The sequence below is a fragment of the Helicobacter pylori genome (genome assembly GCF_009689985.1).
Taxonomy (GTDB): Bacteria; Campylobacterota; Campylobacteria; order Campylobacterales; family Helicobacteraceae; genus Helicobacter; species Helicobacter pylori_CG.
In genome coordinates, this window is record NZ_QBAW01000004.1 from 83,297 (window position 1) to 97,999 (window position 14,703).

Genomic DNA, 14,703 nt, shown 5'->3' on the forward strand with positions numbered 1-14,703 from the left:
CACATTTTTTATTATTGTATCCAAACTCACACTCTTTTATGGGGAGGGATACTTTTCTCTTTCTGTGGGGATTGAGACTGATAAAAAAGGAAACAATAGCACGATGAAACCTAAAGGGCGTATTAGTGTTAATATGCTAATATAGCCAAAACATTATGACTACAAAAGGGTGATATGCTGATCTCCATAGCGTTTTTATTGGTTTTGTGTCTTTTGAATTATAGTTCTTTTAAGATGTTAAAATCGTTTCTAACCTTAAAGAAAATCTCTCAGTGCGCTTATTTAGGGTTTTTTATCCTTTTGAGCGCGGGAGAGGTGGCTTTTGCTTTTTATAGAAATACCATGCCTAGCCATTTGTTTGTTTTGACTTCGGCGTGTTCGTTTGTATCTTTTATTGTGTTTATTTTTTCTTTAAGTTTTTACGGGTTTTCCTACTCCATAGAAAAGATAGATTTTTTGCATTCAAGGCGTAAAAGTTTAAAAAATTTTTTAAAATTGGGGTTTTATCTGGCGTTATTGGGGTATTTTTGGCGCGGGTTTTATGAAGGGTTGGCCCGCCCTAAAATCAAAGAAACCCCTATTTATTTAGACAAGCTGGATAAAGAATTAAAGATTATTTTACTCACAGACATGCATGTGGGGAGTTTGTTGCAAAAAGATTTTGTTGATTACATTGTAGAAGAAGTCAATCAAAAAGAAGTGGATATGGTGCTGATTGGGGGGGATTTAGTGGATGAAAACATTGAAAAAGTCAAATCTTTTTTACTGCCTTTAAACAACCTTAAAAGCGCGCATGGCACTTTTTATGTGCCAGGAAATCATGAGTATTATCATGGCATAGAGCCGATTTTATCGTTTCTTGACACGCTTAATTTAACGATTTTAGGGAATGAGTGCGTGCATCTAGGGGGGATCAATTTGTGCGGCGTGTATGATTATTTCGCACGAAAGCATCAAAATTTTGCCCCTGATATTGACAAAGCTTTAAAAAAGCGCAATGAGAGTAAGCCCACAATCCTTTTAGCCCACCAGCCCAAACAAATTAGAAGTCTCAAAGAAAGCCATTCTGTAGATTTAGTGCTTTCAGGGCATACCCATGCGGGGCAAATCTTTCCTTTTAGCCTTTTAGTCAAGCTGGCGCAAACCTATTTATATGGTTTATACAAGCACAGCGATACCACTCAAATTTATGTGAGCAGTGGGGCAGGGTATTGGGGGATTCCTTTAAGGTTTTTAGCCCCTAGCGAGATCGCATACCTTAGGCTTTTACCTAAAAATCAAGCTTAGTTAAACAAAATCTTAATCAAGCGGTTAAAAATAGGGATTAAAACAAGGAGTTAAAAAACAACCGCCAAGACAAAGGGAAAGGAGGGGGAGGTGACCCTTCAATCTTAAGCGGTGCCAACCAAACCATAAGGAATGGTTGGATTTGTAATTATACAATAAAATGGTGATTTTTAGCAAATGATTTTAAAAATTATCCATAAAAACGCTCAAAGGCATTTTTACAACCAATAACCAAGGGCTTGATTTTAATCAAGCGATAACTTTTATTAATATTTTCTTAAACTAATTTAAAATTATGATATAATCAGTGCTTGAATTACTCTTAAATGCAGGAGTCATACACCATGCGCGTTCTACTGATTGAAAAAAATTCTGTTTTGGGTGGAGAAATTGAAAAAGGCTTAAATGTTAAAGGCTTTATGGCTGATGTAACAGAGAGTTTAGAGGATGGGGAATATCTTATGGATATTAGGAATTACGACTTGGTTATGGTTAGCGATAAGAACGCTTTAAGTTTTGTTTCTAGAATCAAGGAAAAGCATTCTTCCATTGTTGTTTTAGTTTCTTCTGATAACCCTACAAGCGAAGAAGAAGTCCATGCGTTTGAGCAGGGTGCGGACGATTATATCGCTAAGCCTTACCGCAGCATTAAAGCTTTAGTCGCAAGGATTGAGGCTCGTTTGAGGTTTTGGGGCTCTAATGTGATTGAAATTGGGGATTTGACCATTAGCCCTGATGAAGAAAAAATTATTTACAAGGGGCGTGAAGTTGAAGTGAAAGGGAAGCCTTTTGAAGTGCTTACCCATCTTGCCAGACATAGGGATCAAATCGTCTCCAAAGAACAGCTTTTAGACGCTATTTGGGAAGAGCCTGAAATGGTTACCCCTAATGTCATTGAAGTGGCTATCAATCAAATCCGCCAAAAAATGGATAAACCCTTGGGGATTTCCACGGTTGAAACCGTAAGACGCAGAGGCTATCGTTTTTGCTACCCCAAACCGGCGTGTGAAGAGTAAATTCCGTGGTTTGCTAAAAAATAGATTAGAATGAGGGTGTGGAGCGGGTAAAATCAAATATTTTAATAGCGATAATAGAGACACTCATATCATGTTAGTGTTTAGCTAGGAGCATGATCATTTTATCTGCGATCAGTAGGGTGTTTTGGTTAAAAAACACTCAAATAAATTCGTATCAATTCATGGATTTAAATATATCTATCAAAACACAAAATACAAACTTTTACTCTGTTTTCATTGGATATTGAAAAAGTCTTATTTTTGTGGGATTTTTATGGGATACAAGAAAAATACACAAAGAAAACGCTAGCTAAACTCTAGCTTGCACTAAAATTTTAGTGTAGTGGCGTTGTGAGAACCATTAAAACTATGATTGCTAATAGTGGTTTCATAGTTGGTCATCTCCTTTTTAAGATAACCGCTCACTATTACCCCAAACTCTCTAACATGCTCCAAATACCCGTAACAAAAAACAATAAAATAGAGGGATAACTTAAACCACTATTGGCTGTGATTACGGATTAAAAAACCTAAAAATACTAAAAAAGCATTTTTTGCAATCAAATTATTAAGAGAGCTTGCGAAAAGTAAACGATGAATTTTTAAGCGACCTTTTAGGGGTTAGGGAGTTTTAGTTGGGGTTTAATAGGGGGAGAGAATTATTTTAAAATATCTCTTACTCCATTAAAGAAATGAGTTTTTGCTATAAAACGATGGGATGAAAATTTTTAAACCTTATCAAAAAGAGTTTTTAAACTCTTTTTAGTTTTTGTTGGCTTTTTGCAAACGGCTTAGTTTTAAGCGTTATTGAAGATTTCTTCAATTTGTTCTTTAATATCCCTGTAATTGAAACTCTCCCTAAAGCCATCAATCTTGCCTCCGCTCGCATTCCTATGCCCGCCCCCATTAAAACACATTTGACTGAGTTCGCACACATCGCAATTCCCATTCGCTCTTAAGCTCACATTCCCTTTAGCGTTCACATCTATATAAAAATCAAAATCCGGATTTTGCGTTAAAAAAAGGTTAGCCAACACGCTAATACCCCCCATAGAATAACTTAAAAACCCTTTTTTATCCTGGTAATAAACGCTACAATCATGCTTTTTTAAAGAGAGCAAATGCGTTTGCGTGCTTGAAGAGATATTGTCCATCGTTTCTGTATCAGGATCACCCCCAAGAGCGATTTTTTTAAGTTTGAACAAATCATTATCATAGGCTACAGGGGCATTTTCTAAAAACAAATAGTTTTTAACTTCTTCTAAAAGCTTTAATTTATAATCGCGGTTCTCATCATCAAACATGAAGCGATTCAATTCAGAGCTTTGGTTAATCATGCGCATACACACCTTGCCTAATTCAAAGCCATAACCTTGCGTGTCCCAAATATCCACAGAATTGACCATTTCCACTAAAGGCTCTAGCCATGCTGTATTTTTTGGCTCTAAAATAGCGTAATGCTTTTTCAAAAACTCATACACGATTTTAGTCGCGCAGCGGTTCGTGTCTAAAAAATACCAATGGAAACTCTCAGCCACTTCCTTACCGCTGATATGGTGATCTAAAAGCTGGATTTGAATGTTTTTATTTTGCAAGCGGTGTTCTTGGATTTTGTCTTGCAAATACTGCGCTTCGTTTAAATTCAAATTCAAATCGCTAATCAAAATAAGGAATTCACTCTCTTTAGATTGAGCGATTGCGTTTAAAATCTCATAAATCCTCGCTGAGACTTCACGCCCGTAATTAGCGTTATAGCATTGGATATTTTTAAAAAATTGTTTTGAAACAAGCTGGCATGCATAGCCGTCTAAATCAATGTGTGAAAGGTGATAAACTTGCATCATTCTCCTTTTTTATCAATTATTTATCCATTAAAAGTTAATATGGATCGTGCCTAAGGCTTCAAAATTAGAATTAGGATCCAATTCAGCATGGCTTAGCACGATCACATCAATCCTAGCCTGCTCCATTTGATTAGAAAGGGCTTTTCTTAAATTAGGCTCTACGATCAAAATCACCGGAGCGATCCCTTTTTGCAAGACTTTCATAGCCTCTTCAGAGACCACTTCAATGAGTTTTTGCAATTCGCCCACATTGAGCAATAGGCTTTTAGAAGTGCCATTTTCTCGCAATTTATTAAGCAAAAATTGTTCGCTATCGGTGGAAAAGGTTAAAAATTTCAAACGCCCGTCTTCAGATTTAAAAGCGTTAGTGATCACCCTAGAAAGCCTCGCTCTCACTTGTTCGGTCAAGATATTCACATCGTTTTGAACCAATGGGGCAATATCGGTAATCGTTTCTAAAATAGTGAGCATGTCTTTAATGGGGATTTTTTCATGCAACAAGGCTTGCAAGACTGATCGGATCGCACCGGTGGGGATTTTTTTACTCTCTTCTACAATCGTAGGATAGTCTTTAGCCAAGCGCTCTAAAAGGGATTTCACTTCATCTTTAGTGATAAAATCTTCAGCGTATTTTTTCACTAATTCGCTGGTGTGCGTCGCAATAACGGTGCTTGGATCAATAATGGTATAGCCTTGAATAATGGCTTCTTCTTTATTTTTAGTTTCAATCCATAAAGCGTCCATTCCAAAAGCCGGCTCTTTAGTAGGAATGCCTTCAATTTCTTTATTCACAAAACCGGTATTCATGGCTAAAAACTTATCTGGCATCACCATGCCCTCACCAATCACAATGCCTTTAAGCTTGATTTCATAATGCGTTGGAGGGAGTTGCAAATCATCCCTGATCCGGATTTGAGGCATCAAAAAACCATAATCGCTCGCTATCTTTTTTCTAATACCTCTAATCCTTTCTAACAAGTCGCCCCCTTGTTTCATGTCCGCAAGACTGATGAGCTGATAGCCTAAAGCCAATTCTAAAAATTCAATCTTTAACACTTCATCAATCGCTTGTTCTTCTTCTCTTTTAAGCTCTTCTTGGGTTTTAGCCCTTGTGGTTTGGGTGTGGGGTTTGATTTTGGAGCTGTGGGGTTTTTCGCTCAAGTCCAAGCCGAATTTTTGACTCAAATAATTTTCTAATTTAGTGAGCAACCCATCTTTTCCCTCCCTGCTAATCAGCCATGCAATGAACAAAAAGAGTGTCCCTACAAACGCTAAAGAAAAGGTAGGGAGTCCAGGAATGGTTGCAAAAAGCAATAAAATCGCTCCCACAATCACTAAAGTTTTGCTTTTATTGGTGAGCTGTGTGATGAGTTTGGAAGCAAAGTCCTCTTCTTCGTTTTGCGTGGTGCGGGTGGCGACAATACCGGTCGCTGTCGCAATGATTAAGGCAGGGATTTGCCCTACAAGCCCATCGCCAATGGTTAGGATAGTGAAAGTGCTAGCGCTAAAGCTCAAGCTCATATCCCTTTGAAACACGCCCACTAAAAACCCTCCAATGATATTGATAAGCGTGATGATAATAGAAGCGATCGCATCGCCTTTGACAAATTTAGACGCGCCATCCATCGCGCCATAAAAATCCGCTTCTTGGCTTAGAGCGGCGCGCCGTTTTTTGGCTTCCTTATCATCAATAAGCCCTGAGTTTAAATCCGCATCAATCGCCATTTGCTTTCCTGGCATAGCGTCTAGGGCAAATCGCGCCCTAACTTCAGTAACCCTAGTAGAGCCATTAGTAACCACCAATAAATTCACTAGCACTAAAATACTAAAGATAATCGCCCCAATCACATAATTCCCGCTCACGCTAAATTCCCCAAACGCCGTGATAATATCGCTCACCGCGCTAGGCCCTTTATAGCCTTGGGTTAAAATCATTCTAGTGGTGGCGACATTTAAAGCCAAGCGGTATAAGGTTACAATGAGTAATAAAGTGGGGAAAGCGCTAAAATCAGTAGGCTTGTCAATATAAAGCCCGATTAAAATAATCAACACCGATAGCGCAATAGAAATCGTGAGTAAAAAATCTAACACAAAAGGCGGTAACGGCACGATAATGATCGCTAAAATAGCTATCACAAAGACCACAAGGGCTAAGTCTTTGGATTGTAAGAAGCGTTTAAAGACAGGGAAAGTCTTTTTAAAAGCTAATTTGGAGCGTTCGTTTGCCATAATCTAAAATCAATGCCTTAATTTTGGTAGGTGTGTTTGTCTCTTATTATAATATAAAGTTTAAAAGTATGACACAAAAAAGCTTATTTTACGCTATAATGCGGTCTCTATTAAATTACCAATTAGGAGGTCGTTATGGCTTTGAATCTGGAGAAAAAACAAGAAATCATTAAGGCGTTTGCCACTAAGCAAAACGATACGGGTTCTTGTGAGGTGCAAGTGGCGTTGTTGAATGAAAGGATCAAGCTTTTAACCGAGCATTTAAAGGCTAACCCCAAGGATCATTCTAGTCGTTTAGGGCTTTTAAAATTAGTCGCTCAAAGACGCAACTTGTTGAAATACATCAAACGCACCGATCATGCGCGTTATGTGGTTTTGATTGAAAAGTTAGGCATTAAAGACAGATAATTCTTATCGGTTTTAGGGCATGGCGAGTTTGTGTTGAAAGAGCGTTTGAAAGCCTTTTTTAGTGCGGATTCTGTCTTCACTTTAATTTTTGCCCTTTTCTTTCTCACTTCGTTTAAAAAACCTTTAACTCAAGTTCTATTGATTGTTTTAATGGTTTTTTTGTTTCTTAGGTGTTATTTCCAAGCGTCTTTGAAAGAGACTTTTAGAATTAATCATCTAAAAACAATGCCTTTCAAATGGCTTACTTTGGCTTTTTGGGGCGTGTTTTTAAGCATCTTCCCTAACATGTTTAACATGCATGATAGCCAAACTTTCCGCTACAATTTATTCGCTCTAAACATGTCCTTAACTTATGCTTGTGGGGCGTTATGCTTGCTTTTTGCCAGTTGTTTAAGAATCAAATTGAATCAAAAAATCCTTTTTTACAGCATGGCTGTTGCCAATTTCATCAACGGCTTGCTTTCATTGGTGCAAAAAATTTATTTTAACATGCCCAGAGCGCAAGGGTTTAGCACAGTTAAAGAGTATGTGGTTTTAGTGAGCGTTTCCATTTTAGGCTGTTATATTTATGCGCTTTATTCGCGCAATCAAAAAGAGAAACTTTTTTTCACGCTTTCTGTTTTTGTGGGGTTTTTAGTCGTTATTTTAAGCGCTACAAGGAGCGCGACAATCGCTTTTGTTATTACTTTTTTAATCCTTTCTTGCTTTATTTTATACGCCAAAAAATCGCTCAAACCATTGGGTTATATGGTGGTTGTGAGTCTTATTTTGAGCGCTTTGTATATGGGGAGTAACGCTTTAGAAAAAAAGGGGGCAATAGAGCAATCTAGGGTTCAAAACCAAAGCTTTGAAGAAGATTTGAAACGCTACGCTAAAAAGGACGCTGATAGCAGTATCGGGTGGCGTTTGGAGCGCTGGAAAGAAGCCCTAACGGTTTTGCGTTTAAGGCCCTTTTTTGGTATGGCCGCTAGCGAGAAATGCCAGAGATTAGAAGAGATTTTGTCTTTATCGCATTCTTACAGAGCCAAAGATTTGATTCTTTGTTATGAAAGATACGACAACCAAATCATTCATGTTCTAGCCACTAGGGGGATCATAGGCTTTTTAATCTGGCTCTTTTTTTTATTAGTCATTGTAAAGATTTTTTGGAGCGGGATAAAGCAAAATTCTTTAATCTCACTCTTCATATTAACGACTCTCACTTTTTACCTTATTTTTGGTATTGGGTTTGACCCCTTTGATTTCTTCATTACGGGAAGTTTTTTTGTAGGAATGGTCATGATGGCTGTTTTTTTAAAAAAGGATAAAAGCGCTTTTTAGTATCAAAGGGTTTAATGTTAGTCAAGCGGTAGTTTCTTGTGATGCGTTCTTAGGAGGATTTAAGGGGTAAGATAAAAACTTATGCTATAATGCGATCTCATTCCATATTAAACAAGGAGAAATCAACAATGAAAATTTTAGTGATTCAAGGGCCTAATTTAAACATGTTAGGACACAGAGACCCAAGACTTTATGGCATGGTAACCTTAGACCAAATCCATGAAATCATGCAAACTTTCGTGAAGCAAGGCAATTTAGATGTGGAATTAGAGTTTTTTCAAACCAATTTTGAGGGCGAAATCATTGACAAGATCCAAGAGAGCGTGGGCAGCGATTATGAAGGGATTATCATTAACCCTGGAGCGTTTTCGCACACTTCTATTGCGATTGCGGATGCGATCATGCTAGCGGGCAAACCTGTTATTGAAGTGCATCTCACTAACATTCAAGCCAGAGAGGAATTCAGGAAAAATTCTTACACTGGAGCGGCTTGTGGAGGCGTGATCATGGGATTTGGCCCGCTTGGTTACAACATGGCTTTAATGGCGATGGTCAATATTTTAGCCGAAATGAAAGCGTTCCAAGAAGCCCAAAAAAACAACCCTAATAACCCCATTAACAATCAAAAATAAAAGGGGGCTACCCATGAAAGGATTAGAAAGAGAATCGCATTTCACGCTCAATGAGAACGCGATGTTTTTTGAATGCACTTATAGTTGCGATAACGCTTTGTTTTTGCAATTAGAGGATCGCTCGTTTTTTATCACTGATTCTCGCTACACTCAAGAAGCTAAAGAAGGCATTCAGCCTAAAAATGGCGTTTTAGCGGAAGTGGTAGAATCTAGCGATTTAGTGCAAAGTGCGATTGATTTGATTGCTAAAAGTTCGCTTAAAAAGCTCTTTTTTGACCCCAATCAAGTGAATTTACAAACCTACAAGCGTTTGAATTCAGCGCTTGGGGATAAGGTTACTTTAGAGGGCGTGCCTAGTTACCACCGCCAAAAACGCATCATTAAAAACGATCATGAAATCCAACTCCTCAAAAAATCTCAAGCGCTGAATGTTGAAGCTTTTAAAAATTTTGCTGAGTATGTGAAAAAGGTTTTTGATGGAAAAGAGTCATTGAGCGAGCGGTATTTGCAGCATAAGGTTAAGGACTTTTTGACTAGAGAGGGGGTTTATGATCTGAGTTTTGAGCCTATTTTAGCCTTGAATGCGAACGCGAGCAAGCCCCATGCTTTGCCTAGTGCGAAGGATTTTTTAAAAGCGGAGCATAGCATTCTTTTGGATATGGGAATCAAATACGAACGCTATTGCTCTGATCGGACTCGCACCGCCTTTTTTGACCCTAAAGATTTTGTCTTCACAAGAGAGCAGAGTTTCAAGGATAAAGAGCGTCAAAAGATTTATGACATTGTGAAAGAAGCACAAGAAAAGGCTATTTCAGGCATTAGAGCGGGCATGACCGGTAAAGAAGCGGACAGCTTGGCTAGGGGAGTGATTAGCGGTTATGGTTATGGGCAATATTTCACTCACAGCACCGGGCATGGCATTGGCTTAGACATCCATGAGCTTCCCTATATTTCATCGCGCAGTGGAACCATTTTAGAAGAGGGCATGGTGTTTTCTGTAGAGCCTGGGATTTATATCCCTGGATTTTTTGGGGTGCGCATTGAAGATTTAGTGGTGATTAAAAATTCTAGGGCTGAGCTTTTGTGATGCGAGAGATCCTTACTAGCCGCTTTTTCCCCAGCCTTTTTAAAAAAAGGCTTGATTTTTCTAACAGGGTGGTTTTAGGGTTGGGATCTAATCTTAAAAATCCTTTAAAAATATTAAAAAATTGTTTTTTATATTTTAAAAATCATAGTAAGATCGGGAAAATTTTTTCTTCGCCCATTTATGTCAATCCGCCTTTTGGTTACACTAATCAACCTAACTTTTATAACGCTACGATTATCCTTAAAACATCTTTAAGTTTGCGCCATTTTTTTGCTCTAGTGTTTTATATAGAAAGGCGTTTTGGGCGCCAAAGGAAGCGCGATTTTAAAGATGCTCCAAGAACTTTAGATATTGACATTATCGCTTTCAACCAAGTCATTTTAAGGCAGAATGATTTGACTTTACCTCACCCTAAATGGAGTGAAAGGGATTCGGTGTTAGTGCCTTTAACTTTACAACAAATTCTTTTTAAAAAAGGGGAGTGGTGAAATTCTATACCTATAGTGGGGAGACAGCTGCTGAAGCTTTAAAGATCGCTCAAAGCCACCATGGGGTGGATACGCTGGTGTTTAAAACACAAGAAATCCGTAAAAAAACGCTCACTTCTTCTGGACTTTATGAAATCGTTGTGGCGGTTGAAGAAGAAGAAAACAAACCCCCTAAAGCCCCCCTTATTCCAGAAAGTTTGTATGATGAAGAATTGAATGAAGAAGATGTGGTCATGCAGCTTTCAAGCACTGTAGAAGAAATGCGCAAACTCGCCGGGGTTTCATCTAATCAGCGCAACTATAGTTTTTCAAAAAATAAGACCCTTTTAGAAAAAGACGCTCCGTTAGAGGATGCGCCTTTAGAGGCTAATAAGCAGGACGCTTTATTGCAAGCCTTAAAAGATGAAGCTAACCATAAAAAAGAAAGAGAAAAAAGAGAAGTCAAACAAGAAGAAGAGATTAAAGATATTAATCTGCAACTAAGTAAAATCAGAGACAGCTTGAAACTCATTCAAAACATGTTTTGGGATGAGAAAAACCCCAATTCCATCAATATCCCTCAAGAATTTGCCGAAATTTACAAACTGGCCAAACAAAGCGGGATGAAACCCAGCCATTTAGATGAAATCATGCAATTAAGCCTGGAATTGATGCCTTTACGCATGCGGGAAAATTCCGTAACGATCAAGCGCTATTTCAGAGAAGTGTTGCGTAAAATGATTTTGTGCCGCCCTGAAGATTTGAATTTAAGGCAAAAACGCATCTTAATGCTTGTAGGGCCAACAGGCGTGGGGAAAACGACGACTCTAGCCAAATTAGCCGCGCGCTATTCTAGAATGCTAGCGAAAAAATACAAGGTGGGCATTATCACTTTAGACAATTATCGCATTGGGGCTTTGGAGCAATTGAGCTGGTATGCTAATAAAATGAAAATGAGTATAGAAGCGGTGATTGACGCTAAGGATTTTGCTAAAGAAATTGAAGCTTTGGAATACTGCGATTTTATTTTAGTGGATACGACAGGGCATTCGCAATACGATAAAGAAAAAATTGCCGGTTTGAAGGAATTTATAGATGGGGGTTATAATATTGATGTGTCCTTAGTCCTTTCGGTTACCACTAAGTATGAAGACATGAAAGATATTTATGATTCTTTTGGGGTGTTAGGGATTGACACTTTAATCTTTACGAAATTAGATGAGAGTAGGGGGTTAGGGAATTTGTTTTCTTTAGTGCATGAAAGCCAAAAGCCTATCAGCTATCTTTCTGTTGGGCAAGAAGTGCCTATGGATTTGAAAGTGGCTACTAATGAATATTTAGTGGATTGCATGCTAGATGGCTTTAGTAACCCCAATAAGGAACAAGCATGAACAATCAAGCGAGTCGCTTAGATAATTTGATAAATATTAAAAACCCCAAAAGTTTCTTTGACAATAAAGGGAATACCAAATTCATCGCTATCACAAGCGGTAAGGGAGGCGTGGGGAAATCCAATATTAGCGCTAATTTAGCTTATGCTTTATACAAGAAAGGTTATAAGGTAGGGGTGTTTGATGCGGATATTGGTTTAGCGAATTTAGATGTTATTTTTGGGGTGAAAACTCATAAAAATATCTTGCACGCCTTAAAAGGTGAAGCCAAATTGCAAGAAATCATTTGCGAGATTGAGCCCGGGCTTTGCCTCATTCCTGGGGATAGCGGCGAAGAAATATTAAAATACATTAGCGGTGCAGAAGCTTTAGATCAATTCGTAGATGAAGAGGGGGTTTTAAGCTCTTTGGATTATATTGTGATTGATACAGGCGCTGGGATTGGAGCCACTACGCAAGCGTTTTTGAATGCGAGTGATTGCGTGGTGATTGTTACCACCCCCGATCCTTCAGCGATCACCGATGCGTATGCATGCATTAAAATCAACTCCAAAAATAAAGATGAATTGTTTCTTATTACTAACATGGTAGCCCAACCTAAAGAGGGCAGGGCGACTTATGAAAGGCTGTTGAAAGTGGCTAAAAACAATATCGCTTCATTAGAATTGCATTACTTAGGAGCGATTGAAAACAGCTCCTTATTGAAACGCTATGTGAGAGAGCGCAAAATTTTGAGAAAAATAGCCCCTAATGATTTGTTTTCGCAATCCATTGATCAGATAGCGGGCCTTTTGGTTTCTAAAATAGAAACCGGCGCTTTAGAAATACCAAAAGAAGGTTTTAAAAGCTTTTTTAAAAGGCTTTTGAGTTATTTGGGGTAGGCTGATGAAAGTGCAAAATTTTATCCATTTTTCTGTTGTGGTAGGGTTTTTTTTGGGGTTAGTGTTTTCGGTGTTGAAATTCAATGAGCCAGAGAGCATTTTATTATGGACGGTGTTATCCACGCTTGGAGGATACTTGGTTGCGTTGTTGTTCGCGTCTATTTTTATCGCTTGCACGGATTTAGATATTTGTCTTTTTGACAAAAAAGGCACTGAAGAGAGCTTGCTTCGTTTCAACCATGAATTTAAGAACAGAGAAAAAGAAGTGGCTAGTATTTTAGAATACATTAGAAGTTATGATTTTGATGATGGAAAATAGAATGCCCAAAGAAATTCAAAAAACTCAAACAAGCGAAACAAGCGAAACAAGCGAAAAAAATATAGAAAAGGTTTTGAACGCCTATGATAAGCAGCAACACCACCATCAAGACGCACTCGCTATCCAGTATTTACCGGCCGTGCGCGCTATGGCGTTTCGTTTAAAAGAGCGCTTGCCTAGCTCTATTGATTTTAACGATCTGGTTTCTATTGGCACTGAAGAATTGATTAAATTAGCTAGGCGTTATGAGAGCGCGTTAAACGATTCTTTTTGGGGGTATGCTAAAACTCGTGTCAATGGGGCGATGCTAGATTATTTGCGCTCTTTAGATGTGATTTCTCGCTCCAACAGAAAGCTGATTAAAAGCATTGATATTGAAATCACCAAACACCTTAATGAGCATGGGAAAGAGCCTAGCGATGCGTATTTAGCGGAAGTTTTAGGCGAAAATATTGAAAAAATTAAAGAAGCCAAAACGGCTTCAGATATTTATGCGTTAGTGCCAATAGACGAACAATTCAATGCGATTGAGCAAGATGAAATCACTAAAAAAATTGAAGCAGAAGAGTTGTTAGAGCATGTCCAAAAAGCGCTGAATCAAATGAGCGAAAGAGAGCAAATCCTTATCCAGCTTTATTACTTTGAAGAGTTGAATTTGAGCGAGATTAAAGAGATTTTAGGCATTACTGAATCGCGCATTTCTCAAATCATTAAAGAAGTGATTAAAAAGGTGCGTAAATCCTTAGGAGTGGATCATGGCTGATATTTTAAGCCAAGAAGAAATTGATGCGCTTTTAGAAGTCGTTGATGAAAATGTGGATATTCAAAATGTCCAAAAAAAAGATATTATCCCGCAGCGCAGCGTAACCCTCTATGATTTCAAACGCCCTAATCGTGTGAGCAAGGAGCAACTGCGCTCTTTTAGGAGTATCCATGATAAAATGGCTAGGAATCTTTCCAGTCAAGTTTCTTCTATCATGCGTTCTATTGTGGAAATTCAGCTCCATAGCGTGGATCAAATGACTTATGGCGAGTTTTTGATGAGTTTGCCTAGCCCTACGAGTTTTAATGTCTTTTCCATGAAGCCTATGGGAGGAACAGGGGTTTTAGAAATCAATCCCAGCATCGCTTTCCCCATGATTGACAGACTATTAGGGGGTAAGGGGAGCGCGTATGATCAAAGTAGGGAGTTTAGCGATATTGAATTGAATTTATTGGATACGATTTTACGCCAAGTGATGCAAATTTTAAAAGAAGTGTGGTCGCCCGTGGTGGAGATGTTTCCTACCATTGACGCTAAAGAATCCAGTGCGAATGTGGTTCAGATCGTCGCTCAAAATGAAATTTCTATCATGGTGGTTTTAGAGATTATTATTGGGCATAGTCGTGGGATGATGAATATTTGTTACCCGGTGATTTCCATTGAGAGCATTCTTTCTAAAATGGGGAGTAGGGATTTGATGCTTTCAGAAACGAACTCTAAAAAGAGCCGTAATAAGGAATTGCAAGCGCTATTGAGCGGGGTGAGCGTGGATATGATCGTGTTTTTGGGCGCGGTGGAATTGAGTTTGAAAGAAATGTTGGATTTAGATGTGGGGGATACTATCCGGTTGAACAAAATCGCTAATGATGAAGTGAGCGTGTATGTGCATAAAAAAAAGCGTTATTTAGCGAGCGTGGGGTTTCAAGGGTATAGGAAAACCATTCAAATTAAAGAAGTGATCTATAGCGAAAAAGAACGCACTAAAGAAATTTTAGAAATGCTAGAAGAGCAGCGCAGAGGCAAAGTGGGCGATATCATGAAAATAGAAGAAGAGTGAGA

Annotated in this window: 14 protein-coding genes; 12 read left to right on the forward strand and 2 right to left on the reverse strand. The window is 38.4% G+C overall.

Annotated elements, in window-relative coordinates:
- Positions 1-174: 174 nt before the first annotated feature.
- Together DBU79_RS04210 and hsrA are read left to right on the forward strand one after the other, a co-directional pair.
- Positions 175-1,287 carry a metallophosphoesterase gene (locus DBU79_RS04210; protein ID WP_154411634.1) on the forward strand — a complete coding sequence of 371 codons (1,113 nt, stop codon included), beginning with the start codon at positions 175-177 and terminating at the stop codon, positions 1,285-1,287.
- 344 nt (positions 1,288-1,631) lie between these two features.
- A complete protein-coding gene (gene hsrA, locus DBU79_RS04215) occupies positions 1,632-2,303 on the forward strand; it encodes a response regulator-like transcription factor HsrA (RefSeq protein ID WP_001264984.1) in 672 nt (223 codons plus the stop codon).
- A 797-nt stretch (positions 2,304-3,100) separates the two neighbouring features.
- On the opposite strand, the gene DBU79_RS04220 is transcribed toward hsrA, so the two are convergent.
- Positions 3,101-4,144 (reverse strand): 3',5'-cyclic-nucleotide phosphodiesterase, encoded by a 1,044-nt coding sequence (locus DBU79_RS04220; RefSeq protein WP_195834227.1) that lies wholly within the window; start codon positions 4,142-4,144, stop codon positions 3,101-3,103.
- A gap of 30 nt (positions 4,145-4,174) precedes the next feature.
- A complete protein-coding gene (gene flhA / locus DBU79_RS04225; protein WP_154411636.1) occupies positions 4,175-6,376 on the reverse strand; it encodes a flagellar biosynthesis protein FlhA in 2,202 nt (733 codons plus the stop codon).
- 135 nt (positions 6,377-6,511) lie between these two features.
- Between flhA and rpsO the strand changes: the two genes are divergently transcribed.
- From rpsO to fliM, 10 genes are all read left to right on the forward strand, one after another.
- The gene (rpsO, locus tag DBU79_RS04230; RefSeq protein WP_001207132.1) at positions 6,512-6,784 is read left to right on the forward strand and encodes a 30S ribosomal protein S15; all 273 of its coding nucleotides are present in this window, start codon (positions 6,512-6,514) and stop codon (positions 6,782-6,784) included.
- Between the two features lie 30 nt (positions 6,785-6,814).
- A complete protein-coding gene (locus tag DBU79_RS04235) occupies positions 6,815-8,104 on the forward strand; it encodes an O-antigen ligase family protein (RefSeq protein WP_154411637.1) in 1,290 nt (429 codons plus the stop codon).
- A gap of 128 nt (positions 8,105-8,232) precedes the next feature.
- Positions 8,233-8,736 (forward strand): type II 3-dehydroquinate dehydratase, encoded by a 504-nt coding sequence (gene aroQ / locus DBU79_RS04240; RefSeq protein WP_000699284.1) that lies wholly within the window; start codon positions 8,233-8,235, stop codon positions 8,734-8,736.
- 13 nt (positions 8,737-8,749) lie between these two features.
- On the forward strand, positions 8,750-9,823 hold the full coding sequence (locus DBU79_RS04245; protein WP_154411638.1) for an aminopeptidase: 1,074 nt from the start codon (positions 8,750-8,752) through the stop codon (positions 9,821-9,823).
- Positions 9,823-10,311 (forward strand): 2-amino-4-hydroxy-6-hydroxymethyldihydropteridine diphosphokinase, encoded by a 489-nt coding sequence (gene folK, locus DBU79_RS04250; protein ID WP_180394995.1) that lies wholly within the window; start codon positions 9,823-9,825, stop codon positions 10,309-10,311. Before DBU79_RS04245 ends, folK begins: the two co-directional genes overlap by 1 nt.
- The gene (gene flhF, locus DBU79_RS04255) at positions 10,308-11,681 is read left to right on the forward strand and encodes a flagellar biosynthesis protein FlhF (RefSeq protein ID WP_181370111.1); all 1,374 of its coding nucleotides are present in this window, start codon (positions 10,308-10,310) and stop codon (positions 11,679-11,681) included. The genes folK and flhF overlap by 4 nt, the downstream gene beginning before the upstream one ends.
- The gene (ylxH, locus tag DBU79_RS04260; protein WP_001064443.1) at positions 11,678-12,562 is read left to right on the forward strand and encodes a flagellum site-determining protein YlxH; all 885 of its coding nucleotides are present in this window, start codon (positions 11,678-11,680) and stop codon (positions 12,560-12,562) included. Before flhF ends, ylxH begins: the two co-directional genes overlap by 4 nt.
- A 4-nt stretch (positions 12,563-12,566) precedes the next feature.
- Complete coding sequence (locus DBU79_RS04265) at positions 12,567-12,881, forward strand: hypothetical protein (RefSeq protein ID WP_154411639.1); 315 nt, start codon at positions 12,567-12,569, stop codon at positions 12,879-12,881.
- The gene (locus tag DBU79_RS04270) at positions 12,859-13,644 is read left to right on the forward strand and encodes an RNA polymerase sigma factor FliA (protein ID WP_121025172.1); all 786 of its coding nucleotides are present in this window, start codon (positions 12,859-12,861) and stop codon (positions 13,642-13,644) included. The genes DBU79_RS04265 and DBU79_RS04270 overlap by 23 nt, the downstream gene beginning before the upstream one ends.
- Positions 13,637-14,701 carry a flagellar motor switch protein FliM gene (gene fliM / locus DBU79_RS04275; RefSeq protein ID WP_025275746.1) on the forward strand — a complete coding sequence of 355 codons (1,065 nt, stop codon included), beginning with the start codon at positions 13,637-13,639 and terminating at the stop codon, positions 14,699-14,701. Before DBU79_RS04270 ends, fliM begins: the two co-directional genes overlap by 8 nt.
- The last annotated feature ends 2 nt before the right edge of the window (positions 14,702-14,703 follow it).